We start from the raw sequence: 25,774 nt of genomic DNA, 5'->3' as shown, positions 1-25,774 counted from the left end.
GACTGTCGTCGCGGGGGATCGCCGAGCCGGCGGACGGTGTCGGGACGATCCCGCCGACGCCCGCCCTTGGCGTGACCGGCGTCGGTAGCGGCTTGGCCTCGTGCCGTGGCAGGCGACGACTGGCGCCAGGCCGCGGCTGCGTCGCGTCACCAGAAAGGTGGTAGCCGCCAACGGCTCAAGACCTCGATCTTGGGTGCCCGTGCGTCTCGCCGAGCATAAGCGGGAGCGATACGCGGATCGAGCAACGGTTCGAATCCTGCCACCCCTATCGCTCACCACGTCAGCCGACGCGGCATCAAAGCCCCTTGCTGGACGTAGATATCCTGAACCAACGCGAAACCTCCGGCGCGCGCCCATCAAGTGTTGATCCTAGTTGTCCGCTGTTTCAACGAGTTCACGGCAATCGTCTGTTTGCTGGCGCTGCACTGGTTGCCGCGCCGCTGTAAAATTGGCAGATCCGCTGCAGCACGGCCAAAACCGGGTCTGAAAACGAGGGGCGCAGCATGACATCTTGGCCGGTCGATCGACGCGAGGTGCTCGGCTTCACCGGGTTGCTGCTTGCCGCGCAAGCCGGTCGGTCGGCCGCGGCCAATCAGGGGAAGGGGGACGCGACCGACGCGCATCGCCTGGTGTTCGACGCGCCCGCGGCGGAGTGGATCGACGCGCTGCCGATAGGCAACGGGCGGCTGGGAGCCATGGTGCGCGGCGGCGTGGAGCGTGAAACGCTGTCGCTGAACGACGATACGCTGTGGTCCGGTCAGCCTGCGCCCTCGCCCGATTCCCGATCCGCCGCGCTGCTGGGCCGGATGCGCGAGCTGGTGTTCGCGGGCGAGTATCATGGTGCGGACGCGGTGTCGCATGCGATGCAGGGGCCCTACAGCCAGACATACGAGCCGTTGGCGGACCTGACGATCGACCTCACCCATCGCGGGGTGTCGACGGGTTACCGCCGGATGCTGGACCTCGACAGCGCGACGGCATCGGTCAGCTATCAGGTCGACGGCGTCCGTTTCACGCGCGAGGCGTTCGCGTCGCACCCCGACCAGATTCTGGTCTTGCGACTTACCGCCGATACGCCAGGCGCGCTGACCGGTCGGGTGGCGCTGTCGAGCCTGTTGAAGGCGAAGGTCCGGGTGGCCGGCGGCCGGCTGGTGCTGGCCGGCAAGGCGCCGACGATCTGCAAGCCGGATTACGATCGCGTAGCCGATCCGATCGTCTATTCGGATACGCCGGGTCGCGGCATGGCGTTCGCGACGGTGGTGGAGGTGCGGACCGATGGCGCGGTGATGCCGGAAGGCGATGCTCTGCGCGTCACCGGCGCCGGCACCATCGAACTGCGCATCGCGGCCGCGACCGGCTTTCGCGGTTTCGACGCCGCGCCCGATCTGTCGCCCGCCGCGGTGGAAGCGCGGGCGGTGGCGGCGCTTGACGGGGCGCGGCCGAAATCGTTCGCCGCGTTGCGGGCGGCACATGTGGCCGACCATCGCGCACTGTATCGGCGTGTCCGGCTGGACCTCGGTCCGGCGCGGAGCGACGCGCCGACCGATCGTCGCAGGGCGGCCGACTTCACGGCGCCCGATCCGGCGATGGCGGCCCTGTTGTTCCACTTCGGCCGCTATCTGCTCATCGCGACGTCGCGGCCCGGCACCCAGCCGGCGAACCTGCAGGGCATCTGGAACGACAAGGTGCAACCGCCCTGGAGCTGCAACTACACCACCAACATCAATCTCGAGATGAACTACTGGCTCGCCGAGACCTGTAATCTCGCCGACTGCCATTTGCCGCTGATCGATCATATCGAGCGGCTGGCCCGGACCGGCGCGCAGACCGCGCGTGCCTATTACGGAATGCCGGGCTGGTGCCTGCATCACAATACCGACATCTGGGCGATGACCAATCCCGTGGGGGAGGGCAAGGGTGACCCCAATTGGGCAAACTGGCCTATGGGTGCGCCGTGGCTCGCGCAGCACCTGTGGGACCATTATGCCTTCGGGAGCGGCGACATCGACTATCTGCGCCGCCGTGCCTGGCCGTTGATGCGCGGCGCCGCGGAGTTCTGTGCCGCATGGCTGGTGCGCGGGCCCGCGGACGGGCGGCTGACGACCGCGCCGTCCATCTCGCCCGAAAACCTGTTCATCGCGCCCGATGGCAAGCCCGCCACGATCAGCGCCGGCTGCACCATGGATATGGCGCTCATCCGCGAGCTGTTCGCGAACTGCATCGCCGCGGCCGGCCTGCTGGGCAGCGATGCGACGTTCGCGAACACGCTCGCCGCGTTGCTGCCGCAACTCGAGCCGTTCCGGGTCGGGCGCCACGGCCAGTTGCAGGAATGGTCGCAGGATTTCGTGGAGCAGGATCCGGGACATCGCCACATCTCGCACCTCTACCCGCTCTATCCGGGGGCCGAGTTCACCGTACGGCGCACGCCCCGCTGGGCCGAGGCGGTGCGGGCTTCGATGCAGCGCCGGGAAGATCACGGCGGCGCCGCCACGGGCTGGAGCCGGGCCTGGGCGACGGCGATCTGGGCGCGGCTCGGCGATGGTGCCCGCGCCGGTCGATCGGTGGAGCTGTTCCTGAAAGCGAGCACCGTCGGCAATCTGCTCGATACCCATCCGGCGCCGGGGCATGTCCTGTTCCAGATCGACGGCAATTTCGGCATCACCGCGGCGATTGCGGAGATGTTGCTGCAAAGCCATGACGGTGCGGTTGCCATCCTGCCCGCCTTGCCGCCGGGCTGGGCGACCGGGTCGGTGACGGGCCTGCGCGCCCGCGGTGGCGTGACGGTCGATCTGACCTGGACGCCGCGTCGGGTCACGGCCCGACTGACCGGCCCGTCCGGTCCGATCGCCGTCCGCCCCCCCGCGGGGTTCGGGTTTACGGCGCCGCCGGGACCGAGGCTGGAGGCCGGACGCCCGCTGGAGCTGACGATGCTGGCTTCGCCCGGGCGATGATCCTCCGCCGGGCTTCGGACCGGCCTGCGTCGTCGCGCGCGCCGCGCGGCTCGGCGGCAGACCGGCAGGCGCCGGCGTCGGACAATCGATGGTGCGCCGCGCCCAGGCGAACCCTCGTCGCCCAGTGACGTCGCAGGTGCGAACCAACACGCATCGTGCGCTGCGAAACGCCCTTCGCCGACCCGTCACATCACTCGGATGCATCGTCCAGCAGCGCGATGATCCGGTCGAGCCGTGTGCCGGGATCGGCGATGGCCTCGACCAGCAGCGCGCGTCCGTTCTTTTCGGGCAGGCGCAGCCGCTGCGCCAGCGCCGCGGCGTCGCCGCGCGGGGTGAAGGCGATCGCCGCCGGCCCGGCATCGATCCGCGCGATCTCGGCGATCCGCATCTGCAAGCGCAGCCGCGCGGTCGTCAGCAGGCGCCGTGCGTCGTCCGGGGCGTCGCCGAAGCGATCGGCCAGTTCCTCCTCGAACGCGTCGAGGTCCTCGGCCGACACGATCCGCGCAAGGCGCGCGTAGAGCGCGATCCGCATGCTTTCGTCCGGGATCCAGTCCGCGGGCAGGCGGCCGTCGAGCCCCAGATGCAGTACCGGGGTCCATCGCTCCACGCTTTCGCCCCGCGCCTCGCGCAAGGCGCCTTCGAGCAGCTGCTGGTACAGTTCGACGCCGATCAGGCGCATGTGCCCCGCCTGCGTATCGCCGATCAAATCGCCGGCACCGCGCAGGTCGAGATCGCGGGCGCTGATCGCGAACCCTGCGCCCAGCCGGTCGAACGCCTCCAGCGTGCGCAGCCGCTTGGCCGTCCGTGGCGCGATCGCGTCGTCGGCATCGGTGAACAGCAGCACCTGGCCGCGGCGGCTGCCGCGGCCGACGCGGCCGCGCAACTGGTGCAATTGCGCCAGCCCGAAGCGGTCGGCGTGCAGGATCGCCATCGTATTGGCGCGCGGCACGTCGAGCCCGGCCTCGATGATGTTGGTCGCGAGCAGCACGTCGCCGTCGCCGCGGCCGAACCGCACCATGGATGCGTCGATATCCGCCGCCGCCATCTTGCCATGCGCGGACAGCACCTCCAGCTCCGGGACCAGACGCGCGAGCATGTCCGCAAGCGGCGCCATGTCGGCGATACGCGGCACCACGACGAAGCTCTGTCCCCCGCGGCTGTGCTCGCGCAGGAGCGCCGTGCGCAGCGTCGCCTCGCTGAATGCACCGACGGCGGTGCGGATGGGCTGGCGCCGCGCCGGCGGCGTGGCGATGATCGACAGCTGGCGCAGGCCCACCATCGCGGCCTGCAGCGTGCGCGGGATCGGCGTCGCCGACAGCGTCAGGATATGCCCGGACGACAGGTGTTGCAGCCGGGCCTTGTCCGCGGCGCCGAACCGCTGTTCCTCGTCGACGATGACAAGCGCGAGATCGCGGTAGGCGACGCCCTTGCCGGCGACGGCACCGGTGCCGATCACGATATGGATCGACCCGTCGGCAAGCCCCGCCTTCACCGCCTTGCGTTCGCTCGCCGTCGATGTGCGCGACAGGCTGGCGACGGCGATCCCCGTATCTGCGAACCGGTCGGCGAAGCTTTCGAGATGCTGTCGCGCCAGCACCGTGGTGGGCGCCGCGATCGCCACCTGGCGGCCCGAAAGCGCGACGACCGCCGCCGCCCGCAGCGCGACCTCGGTCTTGCCGAAGCCGACGTCGCCCACGATCAGCCGGTCCATCGGCCTGCCGCTGGCGAGGTCCGATCGGACCGCCTCGATCGCGATCAGCTGGTCGGGCGTTTCGGAAAAGGGGAAGCCGGCCGCGAACCGTTCGTAATCGGCCACGGGCGGGTCCAGCACCGGTGCGGTGCGCTCCGCCCGCTCCGCCGCCAGCGCGGTGAGCGCCCTGGCGGTTTCCGCGATCGCCGCATCGATCTCGGCGCGTCGCTTGTGCCAGCTCGATCCGTCCAGCTTGTCGAGCCGGACCGCATCGTCCTCCGCGCCATATCGCCAGATCCGGTCCGCGGCGGCGACCGGGACCAGCCGCACCGCATCGTCGGCATGCGTCAGCACGATCGCGTCGCCGCCATCGCTGCCATCGCGATCGTCCGCCGGCAGCGGTTGCAGGCCCGATATCACGGCGAGGCCATGATCCTCGTGGATCACCACGTCGTCGACGCGCAATTCGATACCCGCCGCAAAGGCGGAGATCGGAGCCGTGACCGTCGGCCCGCCCCGTTCGGCCCGGCTGCCGATCAGATCCGCGGCGGTCACCGCGAGGATGTCCCCGCGGCGGAACCCGCGGTCCGCGCAGACGGCGAGCGACGTCAGGCTGCCCGACGGGGACGCGGCGACCTGCGCCCAGGATGCCACGTCCTGCATGTCGCGCTTGACCGCATTGGCGAGGCGCGGTCCGAGGAAACGCAGGTCGCGCCGCCCGGCGAGCAGCACCACGCGTCCCCCTGCGTCGAGCACGTCCCGCGCCAGCCGGGCGCAGGCGCGCAGCGGCGATGCATTCTCGACGAACCGCGGCGGCGGGTCGCCGGCGGGCGCCGGCGTGACGATGGTGCGCGCCGCGATGGCCGCGCGCCAGCCGGCCTCGGCGACGACGTCCTTGCGTGCCCGCTTCGACCCGCGCCGGGTCGCATCGGCCACCAGCCTGAGCAGACGCTGCCGCCGCTCGTCGGCCGCGGGGTCGATCGCCACCCGGGCGTGCGGAAACTGATCGAGCAGCGTCGTCGGCGTATCGCCGAGCGCGGGTTCGGTCACGCGCCCCAGGTCACGGCGCTCGATGTCATCGATGCTGCGCTGGTCGGCCGGATCATAGCTGCGGATCGAGGCGATCCGCCCCTCCGCCACCTCGACGCGCAGCGGCAGGGCCGCGTCCGCGGGAAAGACGTCGAGCACCTGTCCGCGCAACCCGATCTCCCCCGGCTCGTCGACCCGCTCGTCGGCGACATAGCCGATCCCGAGCAGGTCGTCGTGGAGCACGGCGAGGTCGACCGCGTCGCCGACCGCCACCGCCGGCGGTTCCGCGGCATAGGTTTCGGGACGGGGATAGGCGCGCGCCGCCGCTTCGCCCGTGCTGACCAGCGCCACCGACGGACGCCGGGGCGTCGCCAGCAGGCGTTGCAACCGGTGAAGGCTCGCGACCCGCTGGCCGACGTTGCCGGGGGACGCCGGGGCGGTGTCGCCGGGCAGTGCGTCGCTGCCGGGACAGGTCAGGATCGTGCTGTCGGGACACATGATCGCCAGCGTCTCGGCGAGGGCCGCCGCCGCGATCTCGTCACGCACGATCGCGATGATGTCGCCCTCGTCGAGCAGCGGAGCGAGGGCCGCGGCATGTTCGGCCGTGCTGCGATGGACGCTGGGGGACGGCGAATGTGCGGGCATGTACAACCTTGGCAAAAGGAGGGTGCGCGAACGTGTCATCCGGGCCGCGCGTTCCGCCGGCGCGTCCGCTTTTCCGGGGTTGCGCCGGGGCGGCCCGCCAGCGCAGGCCCGTGCCGCGTCGGCCGGGACCCTATCGCCCGCCCCGGACACGCATCGGCATGGCATCGATCGTCGCCGCCAGCGTGGCGGACGACAGCGGCCGGTCGCCGCGCAGCTTGGTGCCGCCGTCCTTGCCGATCAGCGCGACCGCGAAGCGACCGGCGGGCATCGCGAGACGTCGACGCAGCGCCGCCGCGGTATCGGACGCCCCGCTTACCGCGTCGCCGACCATCTCGACGACCACGAGGTCGCGCTGGGCGGCGCCTTCCCGCCACCGGGCGAGGATGCGGCGTTGGTCGTGCAGCGCGGGATCGTCCGCATCGGGGGCGCCGATGACCAGCACGCGCTTCTCCCATCGCATCGCCGCGACGGTGGAGGGGGGCGTCGCGACCAGCGACGCGGCGACGAGCAGGGGCAGCGGCATCATCCCGCGACAACGCACGGCCGGGGGAGCGGGTGCCGGTCCGAATGCCATGGGCACGCGCGGCTGGCTCCTCAAGCCGGCGGTGACGCCGCGGCGGTTCCCGGCTAGGGCGCGATCATGGACCTCGACGACCAGATGCGCCGCTATTTCGGCGCGACCGACCTTGCGGCCGTGCCCCAGGGCGCGCTCGCCGCGGGGATCGAACATATGCGGGTCGACCTCGGCCTCACGCGGGACCGGCCGCGCCGCTTCGCCCTGTGGACCTTGCTCTACATGCTCGATGCCGCGCCGGACCTCGACGTGGCGTTCGCCGATGCCGCCGATCGCGATGCCGCCCGCACGCTGATGGCGCTCACCGAACGCCATTTGCCGGACGATGATTAGTCAGGTGCGATAGAGCGCCAGGCCGAGCGCCAGCATCCCCGCCATGGAAATGGCGAGGCACAGGATCGCAACGATGATCGTGCGGCGGACGATGGGCCGGTTTTCCATGGCGCCGCCATAGCGCGGACGGGCCGCCGGGGACATCACCCGGTTCATGGCCCCGGACCGATCGCGCACTATCGCATTCGGCCTGCGGATCCGATGCGCTCCCATGCGTTGTGCCCCACGACCCCGGCCACCGTCGGCGGCACGGGAGAACGACCATGGGCACGACGCTGAACGCGACCTTCGACACCCGGCGCGAGGCGGAGATGACCGTCGAACGGCTCGTCCAGGAACATGGCATCGACCGCGCCGACGTGGTCGTCGCAGCGTCCGGGGATCGCAACACCGCGGGCGTGGAGCGCGCCGGCTCCGACACCGATGCCGGTGCACCCGGCACGGACGCCAGGGACGATGCGGCGCTGCAGGGCGCGGTGATCGTGACGGTCGAGATCGACGACGAGGCGACGGTCGCCAAGGTGCGCGAGGCGTTCGGCGAATTCGATGCCGCGGCGGTGCGCGAAGCCTAAGCGGGTGGCGGCTCCGGTGATCGCCGGAGCCGCGCCCGTATGGCACGTCGTGCGCCTGCCTTCGCAACACCGGCAGCCCATCCATGAACCCCTATCGCCGGAGGCACCTGCCATGATCGACATCAACACCGCATCCGCCGAGGCGATCGACGCGATCGACGCGCTGCGCGGGCACGGGTTCGAGATCGTCCGCTATCGCGACGACCGCGGCGGTTTCGACGCGTTGCGGCAACTGGAAGAGGTGCCCGGTCTCGCCGGCAAGGTCACGGGGCTCGAGGACGTCATCGGCTTCGGCTGATCGCGCGCGGCGCGGCGCGACATGGCCGGGCCGGGCCGGGCCGGGTCAGCGGCGCAGCGCGTGGTCCGCGACGTCGAACGCCTCGCTCAATTTCGCGGCGAGCAGCGTTTCGCCCGCATCGCCGGCGACCCTGATCTGGAGCGTCAACTGGTCGCGCAACGCCGTCAGGGCGGCGAGGGGGTCGGAGCCGCGTCGCGGTTCCGCATAGGGCCCCCGTCCGTTCAGAACGTGGACGATCGAGGCGGGATCGACCGGCTTTTCGAGGCGGGTCATCGCTGCATAGGCGGTCGGCACGTCGGCGGGATCGTTGCCGGTCGCGAACACGCATTGCGCCCCGCGCGCGAGCAGCACGTCGACCACCGGATAGACCTTGTGGTCGCCCAGGTTGATGTCGAGCACCGCGGCGTCGACGTCGGCCTCGTCGTCGAGCAGCGCCAGCGCGCCGGCGACGTCGGACACCGGGCCGAGCACGGTGGCACCGGCGCGGCGCAGGTCGCGGCTCATCGCCTCGGCGATCATATATTCGTCCTCGACCACGAGGACGCGGCGGTCCCGGAGCGATGCGTCGGCCATCATGGTCCTTCTTTGCCTGTCTGGGTCGATATGATCGGTACCGTGACGGTGCAGCGTAAACCGTCCGCGGTCAAAGCGTAACTGGTCTTCGCCTTCAGCTGGAACGGCAGCGCGCGCTCGATCAGTTCGCGGCCGTATCCGCTGGGCGCGTCCGCGCCGCCGGCCCGATGCGCGCTCACCCCGGTTTCGGTCCATTCGATGAACAGGCTGGGGCAGGGCGCATCGTCGCGCTCGATCGACCAGCCGATCTCCAGCCTGCCCGTCGCGCTCGCCAGCGCGCCATGCTTGACCGCGTTGGTCGCCAGTTCGTGCAGGGCGAGGGCGAGCGTCTGCACCGCGCTGGATCGCAACGGTATCCCGCGCGGTCCGCGCAGCGTGATCCGCGCATCCAGTCCGTCGGAGTCGCTGCCGCCGAGTGCCGACAGTTCGGAGCGCAGCAGTTCGTCGAACATCACCCTGCCGCGGGCCTTGGTGTGCGACAACAGGCCCTGCACCCGCGCGAGCGACGACAGCCGATGGTTGAAGCGGCGTGCGAAGTCGGCGAGCGAGGTCGCGCCGTCCAGCGTCTTTTCCGACAGGGCGCGGACCACGGCGATGAGGTTGCGCGTGCGGTGCTGGAGTTCCGCGACCATGATCTCCTGGCCGGCCTGCGCGTCGCGCAGCGCGTCGATGTCGTTGGCGGTGCCGAGCCATTCGACGATGTCGCCCGCCTCGTCGATGACGGGCACCCCGCGGGTCGCGAACCACCGATAGCGGCCGTCGCGGTGGCGCAGGCGGTGCTCGATCTCGAACCCGGCGCCCGCGGCGGCGCCTTCCCACGCCGCGAGCACCGCGTCGCGGTCGTCGGGATGGACCATGTCCAGCCAGCCGCGCGCGCGGCTGTCCTGTTCGGTCTGCCCGGTGAAGGCCGTCCATTGCGGGCTCGCCCAGTCGAGCCTGGTGGCGCGTCCCGCCCGCCACAGCAACTGCGGTATCCCCTCGACCAGCGCCCGCGTGCGGCGTTCGTTGTCGCCGAGCGATTGTTCCAGCCGCTTGCGCGCATCGATGTCGATGTTCAGCCCGAGCCACTTCTCGATCCGTCCGGCATCGTTGCGCAGCGGCACGGCGCGCACGTTCATCCAGCGATACTGGCCGTCGGCGCGGCGCAGGCGGTATTCGGCATCGATCGGCCGCCGCGCCCGCACCGCCTCGCGCCACGTCCGCACGGTCGCGGTGCGATCGGACGGATGGATGGCCGTCAGCCAGCCATAGCCCTTCCATTCGTCATAGGCCTGGCCGGTGAAGGCGCGCCAGCTGGGACTGTCGGCTTCGACGAGGCCGTCAGGGGCGGCCTCCCACGTCGCCGCGGCGATCCCGTCGATCAGCAGCTGCGCGCGGGCCTGGCTCTCGCGCAGGGCCTCCGAATTGCGCTTCAGCGCATCGATGTCGCTGATGACGCTGGCCTGTCCGTTGATCCGGCCGGCGGCATCGTAGATCGGCACGCTGGCCACCCTGGTCCATATCCGGCGGGTGGCATCGATGCTGAACAGCATCTCCTGCCCGGGAACGGTCCGCTCGCCGCGCATCGCCCGTGCCCCGGGATAGTCGGTCGGCGTCAGCAGGTGGCCGTCGTCGTCCCATGCCTGCCAGCGGCCGACGCCCGCCGGGTCGCGCGACGGGATGACGCCGCTCGGGAGGAACTGCCGGTATTCGGCGTTGGCGAGCACGATCCGGCCCGACGTGTCGAGCATCGCGATCCCCGCCGGCACGCTCTCGAGCGCCGCCAGCAAGCGTGCCTCGCTGTCGCGGAGCGCCGCCTTGGTCCGCGCATCCTCGATCGCGAACCCGGCGCGTTCCGCAGTCTCGCGCAGGAAATCGAGCTCGCCATCCGAATAGGGGCGCGGGCGGCGATGATGCAGGAAGAAGAAGGCGCGCAACCGCCCCGCGTCCAGCACCGGCACGTTCACCGCGGCGGCGACGTCCATCGCGGCATAGGCATGTCGTTCGGCCGCGCCCAGCGACGCGTCGTCGGCGACGTCCTGGTGCAGGTCGATCCGGCCCGAACACAGGCGGTCGTGCACCGGCCGACCGATGTCGGCCGACCAGTGTGCTGGCGTGGGGAAGCCGCCGTCGTCGGCGGGCCTCCACTCCAGTTCGACGGTATCGCCGTCGGACCGCACGTCGGCATAGCCGCCGCGGTCGGCCTCCATCTCCTCGACCAGCATGCGCGCCACCAGCGCCTGGATCGCGCCGACGTCGTCGAGGGGACGCAAGGCGTCGCCGAGCCGCAGCAGGAACCGCAGCCGCGCCTCGCTGCACCGCGGGCTTGCCGGCGATCCGTCCGCCGCCAGCGCGTCACGCATCCCCGGGGGCCGGACCGCAAGGCACGTCCAGCGTCCGTTGCGCGGCATGGATCGCCTCGACGATCGCCGTCACCAGGTCGTAGCCCTTGGCGCTCAGCGCGAGCAATTCGCCCTGCCGGTCGAGCAGCCCCTCCGCCGCCAGTGCCGTCAGCCAGCGGTCGACGACGCCCGTCGGCGGCCCGCCCGGCAGATGCAGCTCGGCGGCGACGAGATACCGCGCGTCGTCTTCGGCGATATAGAGCGTGAGCAGGATGTCGAGCGCCGTCGGCGCATAGAAACCGCGGGGCAGCGCGGCGGCGATCTCGGCAGAGGCGCTCAGCATGCGTTGTGCGAGCGTCCGGGTCGTCCCCGGCGCGATCAGCCGGGGCAGCGCGTTCGCGGCGCTCAGCATCTTGGTCATGCGCGTACCCCGCTATCCGGGAAGGAACCGGCCTCCCCCTCCGTCGCGTCCCACCGTGCGGACATGGGAAGGCCCTGACGCGCCATGTCTGCCGGAGATCATTCTCCGTCCAAGGTACGCGGATAACGCCAAGCTGTTCAAGCGAAAGCGAAAATCACTCGGGTGCACGACCGGCCGCGCCACGGTTCGCCCCGTCGGGTTTCGAAAACCGGTCGGCGGATCGCCAAGCGTCTTTCGACCCGGCGCGTCAGGCGCTAACGCCTTTGCGATGGATGCATGTTCCCCGACCGATATCGCCACGCTTCCCCGGGACATGCGGTTCCTGGCCGGTGGCGGCGCGGCGGCGCGGCTGATCCTCGAGCGCGACTGGTCGGACCATCCGCTCGGCGCGCCGGCCGGCTGGCCGGACATCCTGAAGTCCAACCTGAGCATCGTGCTCAATTCGCCCGAATCGATGATCCTCGCCTGGGGCACCGACGACCTCAGCTTCTTCTTCAACGACGCCTATGTCCCGCTGCTCGGTCCGCGGCTGGACTGGGCGATGGGGGCACCGTTCCACGTCGTCTGGGCGGATGCGTGGGAACAGGCGAAGCCGATCATCGACGAAGCGTTCGCCGGCCGCAGCCAGCGCTTCACCGACATGCCGTGGAAGCTGGATACGGACCGCGGCGCCGCCGACACCTGGTTCACCTTTTCCTATTCGCGGATCCTCGATCCGGACGGCGACATCGCCGGCCTGTTCATCTTCACCAACGAGACGACCGAGCGGGTGCTCGCGGACGCGGCGTTGCGCCAGAGCGAGGAGCGGCTGCGCCTCGTGATCGAGGGGGCGCGGGACCATGTGATCTTCACCACCGACGTCGGCGGGATCATCACGACATGGTCGGCGGGCGCACAGGCGGTGCTCGGCTGGTCGCCGGACGAGGCGATCGGCCGGTCGGCGTCGATGATCTTCGTCGACGAGGACCGGGCGAAGGGCGCGGACGTGCGCGAGATCGCGGGCGCGGTGCGCGACGGGTGCGCGATCGACGAACGCTGGCACCTGCGCCGCGACGGGTCGACCGTGTTCCTGAGCGGGTCGATGCATCCCCTGCCGGCGGATGCCCAGGGCAACCCGCGCGGCTTCCTGAAGATCGCCCGCGACGAGACCGAGCGTCGCGAGGCCGAACATGCGTTGCGGGCAAGCGAGGCGGCGGCCAAGGTCGACGCGCAACGCGTCCAGCTCGCGCTCGCCGCGGGTGCGATCATCGGGACCTGGGTCTGGGACCTGCCCAACGACCGGTTCACGGTGGACGAACCGTTCGCGCGGGCGTTCGGGCTGGATCCGGCGCTGGGGCGGGAGGGGCTGAGCCTCGAACAGGTCGTCGCCACCGTCCATCCGGACGATCAGGCGGGGCTGGCCGCGGCGATCCGCGAGGCGATCGAGCGCGGCGGCTCCTATGCGCATCAATATCGCACGCGGCGGGCGAATGGCCAATATCACTGGCTGGAGGCGAACGGCCGCGTCGAGCATGCCGCCGACGGTACGCCGCTCAGCTTTCCCGGCGTCCTGATCGACGTCGAGGAACGGCGCAAGCTCGCGGAGGAACGCGATCGGGCGTTGATCGAGTTGCGGCGTCTCAACGACACGCTCGAACAGCGCGTCGCGGCGCGCACCGCCGACCTGATGCATGCCGAAGAAGCGCTGCGCCAGGCGCAGAAGATGGAGGCGGTCGGTCAGCTCACCGGCGGGCTAGCCCACGATTTCAACAACATGCTGACGGCGGTGACCGGCGGACTCGAACTGCTCAGCCACCGCGTCGCGGCCGGCCAATATGACCGGCTCGATCGCTACATGACCATGGCGCTGACCGGCGCGCAGCGCGCCGCGGCGCTGACCCAGCGATTGCTCGCCTTTTCCCGCCGCCAGACGCTGGCACCCGTCGCGGTGGACGTCGACCAGCTCGTCGGCAGCATGACGGAGATCATCGGGCGGACGCTCGGCCCCGCGATCGAATTGCGCGTCGCCGCCACGCCCGGCCTGTGGCCCGTGCTCGCGGATGCGCCGCAGCTCGAAAGTGCGCTGCTGAACCTGTGCATCAATGCGCGCGACGCGATGCCCGACGGCGGCACGCTGACGATCGCGACCGCCAACGCGACGCTCGACGCGCAGGCCGCCGCGCCGCAGGAATTTCCCGACGGCGACTATGTCTCGCTGAGCGTCACCGACACCGGCACGGGCATGCCGCCGGAGGTGATCGCCCGCGTCTTCGACCCCTTTTTCACCACCAAGCCGATCGGCGAGGGCACCGGGCTGGGCCTGTCGATGATCTACGGATTCGTGCGGCAATCGGGCGGGCAGGTGCGGATCCGCTCCGAGGTCGGGCAGGGGACGACCATGCACCTGTACCTGCCGCGGCTCGTCGGAGCCGGCGAGCCAAGCGAGGCACCGGTCGAGGTCGCCGGCCGGCTTCGCGCGGGCGAGGGGCAGACCGTCCTGCTCGTCGAGGACGAAGACGCGATCCGCGAACTCGTGAGCGAGATCCTGGGCGAGGCGGGCTATCGCGTTCTGACCGCCAAGACCGGGCCGCTCGGGGTCGCGATGTTGCAGACGGCGGTGCGCATCGACCTGCTGATTACCGACGTCGGCCTGCCGGGGGGGCTCAACGGACGACAGGTGGCGGATGCGGGTCGCTCGATCCGGCCCGATCTGAAAGTGCTGTTCGTCACCGGCTATGCCGCCAACGCCGCCGTCGGTGCCGGGCATCTGGACAAGGGCATGGCCGTCCTGACCAAGCCGTTCAACGTGCTCGACCTGGAACAGCGCGTGGGCGAGATCCTGGCGATGTGATCCCGGCAGCGGGCACGCCGTGCGCCGCCGCCGGCGGTCGACGCTGGACACGCCGGTCCGCTCATTCCATCGCCAGAAATGCGGTCACCGTCAGCCGCCCGCGCGCCGGGTCAGCCGACAGGTCGGCGTCCGGCGGAATGGCACCGCTGTGCAGCGCATAGCTGCGGTACAGCAAGGCGCGATCGAAGCGGGCGTCGAACCGTGCGGTGCAGGCGAAGGCGGCGGTGTCGCTGGCGATATACCCGGGCGGCGGCGCATCCCCGGACAGCTCGCGGTCCACCGCGGCGAAATAGGCGGGCGCCCGCGTCGCATCGACCGTCTCATAGCCGGTGACGCGATGGCGGTAGAAGGCGGTGCCATGCGGCTCCGGCCCGAGGTAATGGACCAGCGCGATCCGCTCCGCGCCATAGGCATCGACATGCGGCAGCCGCTGGCGCGGCTGCAACGCGCCCGGCGCGGTGGCGACGATCGAGAAGCTCGCGTCGATGACGCGCAGCCGGCGCAAGCGGCCGAAGCTGCGCCCCATCGCCTGTGCGATGCGCGGCAGGCAGGCGTCCATGTAACCGGCGGGCAGGGGCGCGCGTACGCCCGGATAATGTTCGCCGGCGGGACCGAAGCACGCCGCCAGCGCCGCTTCGCGCAACGCGGCGGCATCCGGGGCGAAACCGTCGACGACGACGACGGGCTGCGCCTCGTCGCCGATCCGGCACTGCGTCACATGGTCGAATGGCATGGCCGCACGATCGCCCGAAATAGCTGTTTACCAAAGCGAAAAACGGGATTGGTCGATGCTGGAGACCGGCCGCGAGGCGGTGCCGTGCGGTATCGATGCGTCCGCATGCGCCGGGCCTCGGCGCCAGCGACGCCTCGCAACACCTCTTGCAATCGATTGTTGCAATCGGCCCGACATGCGTTAGAAACGCGGGGACGGCTCGCGCAGACGGGCGACGACAGAGGATGCCGCATGCGCCTGCCCGATTCCAAACCGCACCTGTCGCTGTCCCGCATCCTCGAGATGAACCTGGGGTTCCTCGGCCTGCAATTCAGTTTCGGGCTGCAACAGGGCAATATGGCGCCGATCTACAGCTACCTCGGCGCGTCGGAGGCGTCGCTGCCGTTGCTGCAACTCGCCGGGCCGATCACCGGGCTGCTGGTTCAGCCGCTGATCGGCGCGATGAGCGACCGGACGGACAGCCGCTGGGGGCGGCGCACGCCCTATTTCCTGTTCGGCGCGGTGCTCTGCGCGCTCGGGCTGTTCTTCATGCCGCTGTCGAATTCGCTGCTGATGGCGGTGTCGATGCTGTGGATCCTCGATGCCGGCAACAACATCACGATGGAACCGTATCGCGCCTATGTCTCCGACCGGCTGAACGAGAACCAGCACCAGATCGGGTTCCTGACCCAGTCGGCGTTCACCGGGCTGGCGCAGATGCTCGCGTTCCTGACGCCGTCGCTGCTCGTGTGGTTCGGGATGAACCAGGACTGGGTCGACACGCACAACATCCCCTATACCGCGCGCTTCGCCTTCATGTTCGGTGCGGTGCTGAGCTTTTCGACGATCCTCTGGTCGATCCGCCGCGTCCCCGAACTGCCGCTGTCGACCGCCGATCGCGCCCGGATCGCGGCCGAGCCCAAGGGTGCGGGCGCGGTGCTGCGCGAGATCGGCTCGGCGATCCGCGACATGCCCCCGGCGATGCGCAAGCTCGCGCTGATGAGCCTGTTCCAATGGTATGCGATGGCCGCCTATTGGGGCTATATCATCTATTCGATCGGACGGTCGGTCTATCGCACCGACGTCGCGACCTCGTCGGGCTTTCACTCGGCGGTTCTGACCAACGGCGAAATGGCCGCCTGGTACAACGGCGTCGCCTTCGTCGCGGCGTTCGCGATGGTGCCGCTCGCGCGGCGGCTGGGCGCGGCGAGCCTGCATGCGCTGTGCCTCGTGCTCGCGGGCATCGGCATGCTGTGGCTGCCGCACGTCACCGACAAGGCGATGCTGTTCCTGCCGGCGATCGGGATCGGCATCGGCTGGGCGAGCATCATGGGCAATCCCTACGTCATCCTCGCCGGCTCGATCCCGGCTGAGCGCACCGGCGTCTACATGGGCATCTTCAACATGATGATCGTCATCCCGATGCTGCTGATCGCGGTGACGCTGCCCTTCTATTACGGGCCGTGGATGCACGGCGACCCGCGCCACGTCGTCACGCTCGCCGGCGTCCTGATGTTCTGCGCCGCGGCGGCGGTGTGGACCGTGCGGGAACGCAATGCCGAAGGGCTGCCGGTCGGCGCGACGCACGAGGCGGACGCATGATCGCTTTGCACGACGCCACCACCAGCCTGGTGCTGGAGGATCGGGGTACGGCGCCGCCGCTGTGGCGCTGGTGGGGACCGCGGGTCGATGCCGGCGGGTTGCCACCGATCGCCGAGGTGCGGCCGGCCGCGAGCTTCTCGCTCGACATCGACCAGCCGCTGACGCTCGCGCCCGGCTTCGGCAGCGGCTGGTTCGGCCCGGCGGCACTACGTGCCCATCGCGCCGGTCGCGATTTCGCGCAATGGTTCGTGGTGGATGCGATCGATGCGGGCGCCGATGCGGTCACGGTCACGCTGGTCGATGCGCGGGCCGGCATCACGCTGGTGCAGCGGATCGCGCTGCGCGACGGGATCGCGATCCTGTCGGCATCCGTCGTCAACGATGGCGACGGGCCGCTCGACGTCGCATGGCTCGCGGCGGGGACGCTGCCGCTGCCGGCGGATTGTAGCGGCATCCGCAGTTTCACCGGGCGCCACAATGCCGAATTCGTACCGCAGGCGGAACCGATGCCCGCGCATGGCTGGGTGCGCGAGACACGCCGCGGGCTGACCGGTCATGCCGGTCCGCCGGGCGTGTTCGTGACGGGGCCGGACGCGGGCTGGCATGCCGGCCGCGTCCATGCCGCACAACTCGCCTCGTCGGGCAACCACCGCCTCGCCATCGAGCGCGACGACGACGGCGTGTGGACGTTGCAGATGGGCGAGGCGCTCGCCCCCGGCGAGGTCCGGCTGGCGCCGGGCGAACGCTACGACAGCCCCGAAATGCTCGCCGCCTGTGCAGCGACCGGCCTCAACGGCGCGATCCAGGCGTTCCATGCCGCGATCCGCGCGCGCGCGCCGTGGCCCGCGACGGGCATGCCGCCGCGCCCGGTGCACGTGAACAGCTGGGAAGGCTTCTATTTCGATCACGACGAGGCGGCGCTGATCGCGCTCGCCGACCGGTCCGCGGCGCTCGGCGTCGAGCGGTTCGTGCTCGACGACGGCTGGTTCCGGGGCAGGGGGGACGACACCGCCGCATTGGGCGACTGGACGCCCGATCCGGTCAAATATCCCCGCGGCCTCGGGCCGCTCGCCCGCCATGTCGTCGCGCGCGGCATGACGTTCGGATTGTGGGTGGAGCCGGAGATGGTCAACCCCCACAGCGATCTCGCCCGCGCGCATCCCGACTGGGCGTTGCAGCTGGACGGCGTGCCGCGGCTGACCTCGCGCAATCAATGGGTACTCGACCTGGGGCGTGCGGCGGTGCGCGACTATCTGTTCGAGGCGATCGACGCGCTGCTCGGCGCGTTGCCGATCGCCTATCTGAAATGGGATCACAATCGCGAACTGGCGCCGGCCGGCGATGCGCACGGGCGCGCCGGCTATCATGCGCAGGTCGTGGGGCTCTATGCCCTGATCGACCGGTTGCGCGCGGCGCATCCGGCGGTGGAGATCGAATCGTGCGCGGGCGGCGGCGGCCGGATCGATGCGGGCATCGCCGCCCGCACGCACCGCTTCTGGACCAGCGACTGTATCGACGCGGTCAGCCGGGTCGGCATGCAGCGCGGCTTCCTCCATTTCATGCCGCCCGAGATGATGGGCGCCCACGTCGGCGCGAGCCCCGCGCATGCGACCGGCCGGCGACAGGGTATGGCATTCCGTGCCGCGGTGGCGCTGCCCGGGCATCTGGGCGTCGAACTCGATCCGGCGGCGATCCCCCCCGGCGATGCGGCGATCCTGTCCGCGGCGATCGCGCGCTACAAACGGCTGCGCGACCGGCTGCATCGCGGCCGGATGTGGCTGGGGGAGGGACCGGACGGCCTCGTCTGGCAAATGCACGGCGAGCCGGGCGACCTGCTGCTGAGCGTCACCCGGGTCGCGCCCACGACAGTGCGCCGGCCGCCGCCGATCGTGCTGCCGCCGCTCGCAGCGGCGGGGTCTACCCGTGTGCGCCTGCTCGATATCGCCACCGAGGACGGCCACGCCGCCCCCGATGCGCCGCTGTTCGCGACGATGCGCGGCGCCGGCGCGATCTTCGACGGCGACTGGCTGGCGCATGCCGGCCTGCCGATGCCCGCGATGAAGGCGGAGAGCGTCGCGCTCTTCGCGCTGGAGACCGCATGACCGCTTCCGTCGCCACGCCCGCCGACACGGCGCCCATGCCCCGGCCGGCCCGCTGGACCGCGGACGCCGCGCGGCGTGCCGCCGACCAGCCCGCCGCCGCGCTGCCGGTCATCACCGCCGCCGACGTCGTCCCGATCCTTGCGGGGCACGACCTGTGGGACATGTGGCAGATCGCGGACGCCGACGGACGGACCGTCGTGGTCGGGGGACGCAGCTGGTGGTTCTTCCTCGCCGCGCCGGCCTTCGCCGATCCCGATGCGCGGCACGATGCCGCGCGCATCCACCTGACCAGCCACGGCAGCGACGGCTGGCGCGATCACGGCCCCGCCTTTCCGGACGGCTTCGCCCCCGGCAGCCGCGAATGGTCGGGATCGGCGGTCCTCGACGCCGACGGCGCGACGCTGACCATGTATTTCACTGCTGCCGGCCATCGCGACGGATCGCGCCGCTTCGCGCAGCGCCTGTTCGAAACGCGCGGCCGGTTCGAGGCGGGACGCGTCGGCGACTGGCACCCCCCGGTGGAATCGGTCGTGGCCGATGGCGCGGTCTATCGCGTCGCCGATCAGGGCGATGCCGTCGATGGCCGGATCAAGGGCTTCCGCGATCCCGGCTACCTGCGCGATCCCGCCGACGGCGCCGAATACCTGCTGTTCGTCGGATCGGCGGGCTGGGTCGATGCGATCGACGATGGCGTCATCGGCGTGGCGCGGCGGACCGCGCCCGCCGATCCCTGGGCGCTCGCCCCGCCACTGGTCGAGGCGATCGGCGTCAACAGCGAGCTCGAGCGCCCCCACGTCGTCGTTCACGCCGGCCGCTATTACCTGTTCTGGTCGACGCAGGCGCGGCGGTTCGCGGACGGCATCGGCGCGCCGACCGGGCTGTACGGCATGGTCGCGCCGGCGATGACCGGGCCGTGGACGCCGCTCAACGGATCGGGACTGGTCGCGGCCAATCCGTCGGCGGAACCCGCGCAGGGCTATTGCTGGTGGGTGACGGGCGAGCTCGACGTCATCAGTTTCGTCGATGCCTGGGGTCTCGGCGGCGGGGTCGCGCCCGATCCCGTCACCCGCCGCGCGCAGTTCGGCGGCACCGCGGCGCCGTGGTTCCGGCTCGCGCTCGACGGCGACCGGGCGGCGATCGTCGCCGCCTGACGCCTGCGGTCAGGCGCTGTCGCGCGCGACGAGGATCGGCGCCATCTCCACCGACGGTGCATCGTCGCCGTCGATCCGCGCGAACAGCGCATCGATCATCGCCGCGCTGCCGATCGCGAGATCCTGTCGCACCGTGGTCAGCCGCGGCTGCATCTGTTCGGCGAGCGGCAGGTCGTCGAAGCCGGTGACGCGCATGTCGCGCGGCACGGCGATCCCGCGTTCCGCCAGGATGCCGATCGTCCGCCGCGCGATGACGTCCGAGGCGCAGGCGATGGCATCGAACCGCCCCGCCGCGCGGTCGAGGTTGGCGGCGATCTCCTCGCCCATCACGTCCGACGCCATGTGCGTGTCCAGCCGGACCGGCACCGGCAGGCCGGCCGCGGCGGCGGCGTCGCACACGCCGCGATAGCGTTCGGCGATCTCCAGCGTCCGCGTCTCGCCCATGAAGGCGATGCGGGTGGCGCCGCCCGCGATCAGCCGTTCGCCGACCAGCCGTCCGCCGTGCGCATTGTCGACGCCGACCGCGCAATGGCGCTGGCCCGGCATGGTGCTGCCCCACACGACGAGCGGGCGATAGCCGCTCGCCACCGCCTCGATCACGTCGAACTGGTCGGACTGGCCGATCAGCAGCACGCCGTCGACCATGCCGGACCGAACCACGCGGTCGAGCCAGTCGTCGGCGTCGGGAATGATCCGCGACAGCATGATGTCGTAGCCGCGCTCGGTCAGCGCATCCGCCAGATAGCCGAACAGCGTCAGGAAGAACGGGTCGGAGACATGCTGCCGGCGCTCGTGGCCGAGTGGCACGGCGATGCCGATCACCCCGGTCTGCTGCGTACGCAGGCGGCGCGCCATCTGGTTGGGGCGGAAGTTGTGTTCGGCCGCCAGTGCCTCGATCCGCTGCCGCGTCTCGTCGTTGACCAGCGACTTGCCGGCGAGCGCGCGCGAGACGGTGCCCGCCGAAACCCCGGCGAGCCGCGCCAGGTCCTTGAGCGTACGAACGGTTTCGGGTGGGTCGGTGCGGTTCATGCCACCCATTCTACACGCCGGCCGACCGAAAAGAAGCGGAGCAGGGGCGACCCTGCTCCGCCGAGGCGGGGGAGGAAACGGCGACCGCCTTCAGAAGCGGTAACGGATCGATCCGGTCACGGTACGGCCATAGAGGGCGGTGTTGTTGAACACCGCGCTGGTCGACGACAGGATCGGGTTGAGGCTGCCGCCCCCGCGGAAGCCGAGCTTGTCGAACAGGTTGTTGACGTTGAGCCCCAGTTCGACCCGATCCACCGGGCGGACGGTCAGGAAGCCGTTGACGAAGGTCGACCCCTCGATCGTGTACAGGTTGAAGTCGTCCGACTTGGTGCTCGTCTGGCCGTTCACGCTGACGCCGAATGCGACGATGCCGGCGTCGTAGCTGGGCGAGACGACATACAGGAATTCGGGCAGGCCGCCCGGCCGCTTGCCGACCAGCGCCGCGGTGCCGCTGCTGGTGATCTTCGAATTCGAATAGGTCGCGTCGACCGCCAGGTTGAAATTGCCCGACGTCACCCTGCTGGAAAACTCGACGCCGTACGAGCGATAGCCGTTGGAGATGTTCGGATTGTTGTTCGGTGCCGGATTGTTGATCCGGGTGAAGTCGTAATTGTTCTCGGTCAGCGTCGAACGGAACCCGGTGACCTCGACCGAATAGGAGGCGCCGAACACGCCGCCGCGCCGCTTCAGGCCGACTTCCTGCTGGTTGAGGAAATTGACCGAGGTCGACTGCCCCTGTGCGTTGAGCGAGCCGTCGGCGTTGAAATTGCCCGACAGCACGCGCCGGTCGGCGTTGAAGCGGCCGCCGCGGCTGGCGCGGGCGAACAGGCTGGTATTGCGGTCGATCGCGTACAGCGCGCCGAGCGACCAGCTGACATAATGGTCGGTATAGTCCACCTTCTCGATCGTCGGGCTGAGCACTAGCGACGGGATCAGCGCCGATCCCAGCGCATCGGCGACGCGCGTGGTCGGGCCGGCGACGCCGCCCTGCGCGGTGCCTTCGCCGTGTACGCTGTCGTAGCGGACGCTGGCGTCGAGGTTCAGCCCGCCGACCTCGTAGCCGACCTGGAGGAACGGTGCGGTGTCGGTATAGGTCAGGTCGACGCGGCGGGCGCAGCAGGTGCCCCAATTGTCGTTGAACCCGGCCTGTCCCGCGGCGGTCAGCTGCGTCCCCGTGGTCGAGAACAGGTCGAGCGGCGCGGCGTTCTCACCGCTCAGCTCGCTGTACTGGCGATTGACGTGCCAGTCCTGGACGATGTTCTGCTTCATCAGGAACACGCCGGTGGCGACCGTCGCCTTGCCCGGGCCGACCTCGAACTTGCCGTTCAGGGTCAGGTTGTTCACGAAGTTGTTCATGTCCTTCATCAACGTGTTGATGTTCGGATTGTTGTTGACGTAGGTGCCGGTGTAGACCTGTCCGGCGCTGGGGCCGGCGGCATAGCGCAGCGATCCGACGACGGCGCCGTTGACGGTCGATCCGATCACCCCGCCCGCGCCGGTGCGGGTCGCGACGTTGATGAACTGCGTGGTGAAATTGCCCTTGATCCACTGATAGCGGATGCTGTCGTCGATCGTGATGTTGTCGGTGATGTCGTAGTGGAATTGCGCGCCGATGCCGGTCACGCGCGGATGGATGCCCTGCACCTCGGCCGAGCGGATCCCGCCGCCGTCATAGTCGAGATACTGGAAGCGGCGGTTGTAGATCGAATAGGCCGACCCGTCGCGGCCGTCGAAGGTCGGCAGCGGTGCGAAGCCGGTGACCTTGTTGCCGTCCAGCGTCGCCAGCGATGGCGTCGTGGTGTTGGTCGGCGCCTGTTCGTCGAGCCGCTTGAAGTTCAGGCGGATGAAGCCGCGGTTGTCGGCGAAGTCCTTGGTGACGTTCGCCTTGATCTGGTAGCCGCGCAGGATGTTGAAATTCTCGTTGGTCAGGCCGCCGCCGTTGCGCGCATAGCCGCCGACGTGGAAGCGCAGCGTGTCGCTGACCGGCGCGCCATAGTCGAAGTCGACGCGATGTTCGCGAAAGCCCAGCCCGTTGCTGTAGGCGACCTGGCCGCCCTCCTTCTCGCCGGTCTTGCTGATGTAGTTGATGACCGCGCCCGGCGCCTGGCTGGAAAAGGTCGATGCGGAACCACCGCGGACGGCCTCGACCCGCTGCACGTTCTGGTCGAAACGCAGCCAGTAATCGTTGTTGCCGAAGTTCATGTCGCCGAACAGGACGTCGGGCAGGCCATCTTCCTGCAACGCCACATATTCCGAACCGCCGGTCGATACGGGGATGCCGCGTACGCCGATGTTGGCGTTGCCGCCGGGGCCGGCGGTGTCCGACGGCTGGAGGCCGGGGATGTTGCGCAGCACTTCGGCCTCGGACCGCGGCGTGAAGTTCTGGATCGCCTCCTGGCTGATCTGCGACACCGAGATCGAGCTGCGCAGGCGCGAGCGTTCGCCGGTGGTCGCGGTGACGACGATGTCGTCGCCCTGCGTGCCGGCGTCGGGGATGTCGCCCGCCTGCGCGACCTGATCGGCGCCGGTCGGTACCGGCGCGGCCGTCGTCGGGGTTGCCGTCGTCTGCGCGAGCGCCGCGGATGCGGCGAATGCCGTCGTCATCGCCATCGTCGAGCCGCAGGCGAGCAGTGTCTTCAACCTCATGGCAATCCTCCTCCAATGCCCCGCTGTGGAGGCTTCGAGATTGCCTATACTGCACCCGCAATCGATTGCAACATCTTTATGCAAAGGTTTGCATCGACATCAGCCGCTGTGCCTGGCGCCGATCCTCGCGAGATAATCGGCGTGGCCGGGCATCGATTCGGCCATGTTCCGGATCGCGCCGGCGAGGCGGTCGACGAAGGCGCTGCTTGCCGCCAGGCCGGGGCCATAGTGGAGCAGCGGGTCGGTCGCGTCGGGCAGGTTGAGCTGGCCGATGTGTACCGCGGTCCAGCTGGCCGGTCCGAACAGGTCCATGTCGCGCGCGACCAGCCGGCCGGCGTCGCGGAAATGATCGATCTTGAGCTGGAGCGTGTCGGGGATCGCCATGTCCCGGCATGCCCGCCACAGCGGCGCGTCATCGCGCTCGGTCAGCTTGTAGTGCAGGATCAGGAAGTCGCGGATGCGTTCATATTCGGTGATCGCGACGCGATTGTATTCGGCGATCCCGCGCGGTTCGAACGCGCGCGTCGGAAAGAAGGCGAGCAGCTTGGCGATGCCCGCCTGGATCAGGTGGATGCTGGTCGATTCCAGCGGCTCCATGAACCCGCTCGCCAGTCCGATCGCGACGACGTTTCGGTTCCAGAACCGCTTCCGGCGCCCGGTGGTGAAGCGCAGCAGCCGTGGATCGGCGAGCGGCGCGCCGTCCAGGTTCGCCATCAGCGTCGCGGTCGCCGCGTCGTCGGACAGATGCCGGCTGCAATAGACATAGCCGTTGCCGGTGCGGTGCTGAAGCGGGATGCGCCACTGCCATCCCGCCGCGCGTGCGGTCGAACGCGTGTAGGGCGTCATGCCGTCGCCCCCGGTCGCGGACGGCACCGCCACGGCGCGGTCGCACGGCAGCCAGTGCGTCCAGTCCTCATATCCGGTGCCCAGCGCCTCCTCGATCAGCAGCCCGCGAAAGCCCGAACAGTCGACGAACAGGTCGGCCTCGATCCGCCGTCCGTCCGCCAGCGTCACCGCGGCGACATGGCCGCTCTCCCCGTCGAGCGTCGCATCGACGACCTTGCCCTCGATCCGGGTGACGTTGCGCGCCTCCGCCCGGCGGCGCAGGTATCGCGCGTACAGGCCGGCATCGAAGTGATAGGCATAGTCGAACGTCGAGGCGACGCTGCGCGGATCGGCCATCGGTGCGGCGAACCGGCCACGGCTCGCCGCACCCCAGGCCATCGACAGGTCGTCCAGCGGCACCCGCGATCCCGCCGCCCGCGCCGCCAGCCAGTGCTGATGGACCGCGACCAGATCGAACGGCTTGCCGAACGTGCCGAACGGGTGGAAGTAACGGTGGCCGACGCGGGCCCAGTCGACGAATTCGATCCCCAGCTTGAACGTGCCCTTGGTTTCGCGCAGGAATTCGGCCTCGTCGATGCCGAGCGTGTCGTTGAACAGCTTTATCGGCGGGATCGTCGCCTCGCCGACGCCGACGGTGCCGATGTCGTCGGATTCGATCAGCGTGATCCCCGCCGGCACCGCCTGCGCGAGCGCGGCGGCGGTCATCCATCCCGCCGTGCCGCCGCCGACGATCAGGATCGAGCGGATCGGGGAACGGGTGTCTGTCACGGCATGGGCTCCTGCGGATCGCTCGAACGGCTTCGGGCGATCGCGGTCGTACACCGGAGCGCGGGAGGCGTCGAATGGCCAGTGACGGGGGGGGGCTGACGATGCGGCTGCGCCGGACGGGTCCGCCCGACATACGGTCAGGCGCTTGACCCACAAATTCTTTGGTGGTTGGCAGGCGGGGGCTGAGCTATCATAATGCTCGCCCCTCTCAGGCCGACCGTCAGGGAACGGGCGAAACTCGGTAGTCTGACGGATTGCATCCGAATACGGGTTGGGCTGCGCTCGTCGCCTAGCTAATTTCGTGCGAGGTGTGCGCAAGGTGTTTTGGACATGCGAGACGAAGCTTTTCGGCGCGAAGAAGCAGATGTTGTTGCGGTTGGCCTGTGATTTCTGAACTGCTAAGCCCGTCGCCGGGATGCTGCCCGATGGCGGCTGGTTGCGGTTGGCCTGCGATTTCTGAACTGCTAAGCCTGCCGTAGCGGTACAGACCGGGCGCAGGCTGTTGCGGTTGGCCTGCGATTTCTGAACTGCTAAGCCGCATCGAAGCGATCATGGATGAGTTCGCCAGTTGCGGTTGGCCTGCGATTTCTGAACTGCTAAGCCTTTCGAGGTGCGCGTCATCGGCTGGGATCTGTTGCGGTTGGCCTGCGATTTCTGAACTGCTAAGCCTTTCGAGGTGCG

18 protein-coding genes and 1 CRISPR repeat array (1 of these 19 only partly in view) are annotated in these 25,774 nt (G+C 69.9%); of the genes, 8 read left to right on the top strand and 10 right to left on the bottom strand.

Annotation, left to right across the window (positions count from 1 at the left end; translation table 11 throughout):
- Positions 1 to 503 precede the first annotated feature (503 nt).
- On the top strand, positions 504 to 2,951 hold the full coding sequence (locus LPN01_RS15850) for a glycoside hydrolase family 95 protein (protein WP_262829389.1): 2,448 nt from the start codon (positions 504 to 506) through the stop codon (positions 2,949 to 2,951).
- Positions 2,952 to 3,141: 190 nt separating this feature from the next.
- Here LPN01_RS15850 and LPN01_RS15845 read toward each other — a convergent pair whose 3' ends face one another.
- Together LPN01_RS15845 and LPN01_RS15840 are read right to left on the bottom strand one after the other, a co-directional pair.
- Positions 3,142 to 6,315, bottom strand: a complete 3,174-nt coding sequence (locus LPN01_RS15845) for a helicase-related protein (RefSeq protein WP_262829388.1) — start codon at positions 6,313 to 6,315, stop codon at positions 3,142 to 3,144.
- 130 nt (positions 6,316 to 6,445) lie between these two features.
- A complete protein-coding gene (locus tag LPN01_RS15840; protein WP_262829387.1) occupies positions 6,446 to 6,841 on the bottom strand; it encodes a DUF4174 domain-containing protein in 396 nt (131 codons plus the stop codon).
- 114 nt (positions 6,842 to 6,955) lie between these two features.
- Here LPN01_RS15840 and LPN01_RS15835 point away from each other — a divergent pair, with 114 nt between their 5' ends.
- Positions 6,956 to 7,222 carry a hypothetical protein gene (locus LPN01_RS15835; protein WP_262829386.1) on the top strand — a complete coding sequence of 89 codons (267 nt, stop codon included), beginning with the start codon at positions 6,956 to 6,958 and terminating at the stop codon, positions 7,220 to 7,222.
- Here LPN01_RS15835 and LPN01_RS15830 read toward each other — a convergent pair whose 3' ends face one another.
- The gene (locus tag LPN01_RS15830) at positions 7,223 to 7,378 is read right to left on the bottom strand and encodes a hypothetical protein (RefSeq protein WP_262829385.1); all 156 of its coding nucleotides are present in this window, start codon (positions 7,376 to 7,378) and stop codon (positions 7,223 to 7,225) included.
- Between the two features lie 107 nt (positions 7,379 to 7,485).
- Between LPN01_RS15830 and LPN01_RS15825 the strand changes: the two genes are divergently transcribed.
- Positions 7,486 to 7,794 carry a hypothetical protein gene (locus LPN01_RS15825; RefSeq protein ID WP_262829384.1) on the top strand — a complete coding sequence of 103 codons (309 nt, stop codon included), beginning with the start codon at positions 7,486 to 7,488 and terminating at the stop codon, positions 7,792 to 7,794.
- A 112-nt stretch (positions 7,795 to 7,906) separates the two neighbouring features.
- Positions 7,907 to 8,092, top strand: a complete 186-nt coding sequence (locus LPN01_RS15820) for a helix-hairpin-helix domain-containing protein (protein ID WP_262829383.1) — start codon at positions 7,907 to 7,909, stop codon at positions 8,090 to 8,092.
- Between the two features lie 45 nt (positions 8,093 to 8,137).
- On the opposite strand, the gene LPN01_RS15815 is transcribed toward LPN01_RS15820, so the two are convergent.
- Genes LPN01_RS15815 through LPN01_RS15805 form a run of 3 tightly spaced genes read right to left on the bottom strand, consistent with a single transcriptional unit; the run spans position 8,138 to position 11,407 of the window.
- Entirely contained in the window at positions 8,138 to 8,668 is a 531-nt protein-coding gene (locus LPN01_RS15815; protein ID WP_262829382.1) for a response regulator, read from the bottom strand.
- Entirely contained in the window at positions 8,665 to 11,007 is a 2,343-nt protein-coding gene (locus tag LPN01_RS15810) for a PAS domain-containing protein (RefSeq protein ID WP_262829381.1), read from the bottom strand. The genes LPN01_RS15815 and LPN01_RS15810 overlap by 4 nt, the downstream gene beginning before the upstream one ends.
- A complete protein-coding gene (locus LPN01_RS15805; protein ID WP_262829380.1) occupies positions 11,000 to 11,407 on the bottom strand; it encodes a hypothetical protein in 408 nt (135 codons plus the stop codon). Before LPN01_RS15805 ends, LPN01_RS15810 begins: the two co-directional genes overlap by 8 nt.
- A 313-nt stretch (positions 11,408 to 11,720) precedes the next feature.
- On the opposite strand from LPN01_RS15805, the gene LPN01_RS15800 reads away from it, so the two are divergent.
- The gene (locus LPN01_RS15800; protein WP_262829379.1) at positions 11,721 to 14,237 is read left to right on the top strand and encodes a PAS domain S-box protein; all 2,517 of its coding nucleotides are present in this window, start codon (positions 11,721 to 11,723) and stop codon (positions 14,235 to 14,237) included.
- Positions 14,238 to 14,298: 61 nt separating this feature from the next.
- On the opposite strand, the gene LPN01_RS15795 is transcribed toward LPN01_RS15800, so the two are convergent.
- Positions 14,299 to 14,970, bottom strand: coding sequence for a DUF6445 family protein (locus tag LPN01_RS15795; RefSeq protein ID WP_262829378.1), 672 nt, complete (start codon positions 14,968 to 14,970; stop codon positions 14,299 to 14,301).
- 231 nt (positions 14,971 to 15,201) lie between these two features.
- Here LPN01_RS15795 and LPN01_RS15790 point away from each other — a divergent pair, with 231 nt between their 5' ends.
- From LPN01_RS15790 to LPN01_RS15780, 3 genes are read left to right on the top strand one after another with little or no spacing between them, the layout of a single operon-like run.
- Positions 15,202 to 16,551, top strand: a complete 1,350-nt coding sequence (locus LPN01_RS15790; protein ID WP_262829377.1) for an MFS transporter — start codon at positions 15,202 to 15,204, stop codon at positions 16,549 to 16,551.
- Positions 16,548 to 18,653 (top strand): alpha-galactosidase, encoded by a 2,106-nt coding sequence (locus tag LPN01_RS15785; protein WP_262829376.1) that lies wholly within the window; start codon positions 16,548 to 16,550, stop codon positions 18,651 to 18,653. Before LPN01_RS15790 ends, LPN01_RS15785 begins: the two co-directional genes overlap by 4 nt.
- Positions 18,650 to 19,804: a glycoside hydrolase family 68 protein gene (locus tag LPN01_RS15780; protein WP_316748632.1), complete on the top strand. Its 1,155-nt coding sequence runs from the start codon at positions 18,650 to 18,652 to the stop codon at positions 19,802 to 19,804. The genes LPN01_RS15785 and LPN01_RS15780 overlap by 4 nt, the downstream gene beginning before the upstream one ends.
- A gap of 9 nt (positions 19,805 to 19,813) precedes the next feature.
- Here the strand turns inward: LPN01_RS15780 and LPN01_RS15775 are convergent, their stop codons facing one another.
- The 3 genes from LPN01_RS15775 to LPN01_RS15765 form a co-directional block, all read right to left on the bottom strand.
- Positions 19,814 to 20,833, bottom strand: coding sequence for a LacI family DNA-binding transcriptional regulator (locus LPN01_RS15775; RefSeq protein WP_262829375.1), 1,020 nt, complete (start codon positions 20,831 to 20,833; stop codon positions 19,814 to 19,816).
- Positions 20,834 to 20,923: 90 nt separating this feature from the next.
- Entirely contained in the window at positions 20,924 to 23,479 is a 2,556-nt protein-coding gene (locus tag LPN01_RS15770; protein WP_262829374.1) for a TonB-dependent receptor domain-containing protein, read from the bottom strand.
- Between the two features lie 99 nt (positions 23,480 to 23,578).
- Complete coding sequence (locus LPN01_RS15765; protein WP_262829373.1) at positions 23,579 to 25,093, bottom strand: tryptophan halogenase family protein; 1,515 nt, start codon at positions 25,091 to 25,093, stop codon at positions 23,579 to 23,581.
- Between the two features lie 369 nt (positions 25,094 to 25,462).
- A CRISPR array of direct repeats spans positions 25,463 to 25,774; the repeat unit is 36 nt; unit sequence GTTGCGGTTGGCCTGCGATTTCTGAACTGCTAAGCC; it runs 2,101 nt beyond the window's last position.

Source organism: Sphingomonas sp. A2-49 (assembly GCF_025548555.1).
Classification (GTDB): domain Bacteria; phylum Pseudomonadota; class Alphaproteobacteria; order Sphingomonadales; family Sphingomonadaceae; genus Sphingomonas.
This window is presented reverse-complemented; position numbering and strand designations above follow the sequence as displayed.

Coding starts and splice junctions, on each gene's coding strand:
- LPN01_RS15770 (WP_262829374.1), bottom strand. CDS start 23,479: ATGAGGTTGAAGACACTGCTCGCCTGCGGCTCGACGATGGCGATGACG.
- LPN01_RS15840 (WP_262829387.1), bottom strand. CDS start 6,841: ATGATGCCGCTGCCCCTGCTCGTCGCCGCGTCGCTGGTCGCGACGCCC.
- LPN01_RS15815 (WP_262829382.1), bottom strand. CDS start 8,668: ATGATGGCCGACGCATCGCTCCGGGACCGCCGCGTCCTCGTGGTCGAG.
- LPN01_RS15845 (WP_262829388.1), bottom strand. CDS start 6,315: ATGCCCGCACATTCGCCGTCCCCCAGCGTCCATCGCAGCACGGCCGAA.
- LPN01_RS15810 (WP_262829381.1), bottom strand. CDS start 11,007: ATGCGTGACGCGCTGGCGGCGGACGGATCGCCGGCAAGCCCGCGGTGC.
- LPN01_RS15795 (WP_262829378.1), bottom strand. CDS start 14,970: ATGCCATTCGACCATGTGACGCAGTGCCGGATCGGCGACGAGGCGCAG.
- LPN01_RS15800 (WP_262829379.1), top strand. CDS start 11,721: ATGCGGTTCCTGGCCGGTGGCGGCGCGGCGGCGCGGCTGATCCTCGAG.
- LPN01_RS15820 (WP_262829383.1), top strand. CDS start 7,907: ATGATCGACATCAACACCGCATCCGCCGAGGCGATCGACGCGATCGAC.
- LPN01_RS15830 (WP_262829385.1), bottom strand. CDS start 7,378: ATGAACCGGGTGATGTCCCCGGCGGCCCGTCCGCGCTATGGCGGCGCC.
- LPN01_RS15790 (WP_262829377.1), top strand. CDS start 15,202: ATGCGCCTGCCCGATTCCAAACCGCACCTGTCGCTGTCCCGCATCCTC.
- LPN01_RS15835 (WP_262829386.1), top strand. CDS start 6,956: ATGGACCTCGACGACCAGATGCGCCGCTATTTCGGCGCGACCGACCTT.
- LPN01_RS15805 (WP_262829380.1), bottom strand. CDS start 11,407: ATGACCAAGATGCTGAGCGCCGCGAACGCGCTGCCCCGGCTGATCGCG.
- LPN01_RS15780 (WP_316748632.1), top strand. CDS start 18,650: ATGACCGCTTCCGTCGCCACGCCCGCCGACACGGCGCCCATGCCCCGG.
- LPN01_RS15825 (WP_262829384.1), top strand. CDS start 7,486: ATGGGCACGACGCTGAACGCGACCTTCGACACCCGGCGCGAGGCGGAG.
- LPN01_RS15850 (WP_262829389.1), top strand. CDS start 504: ATGACATCTTGGCCGGTCGATCGACGCGAGGTGCTCGGCTTCACCGGG.
- LPN01_RS15775 (WP_262829375.1), bottom strand. CDS start 20,833: ATGAACCGCACCGACCCACCCGAAACCGTTCGTACGCTCAAGGACCTG.
- LPN01_RS15785 (WP_262829376.1), top strand. CDS start 16,548: ATGATCGCTTTGCACGACGCCACCACCAGCCTGGTGCTGGAGGATCGG.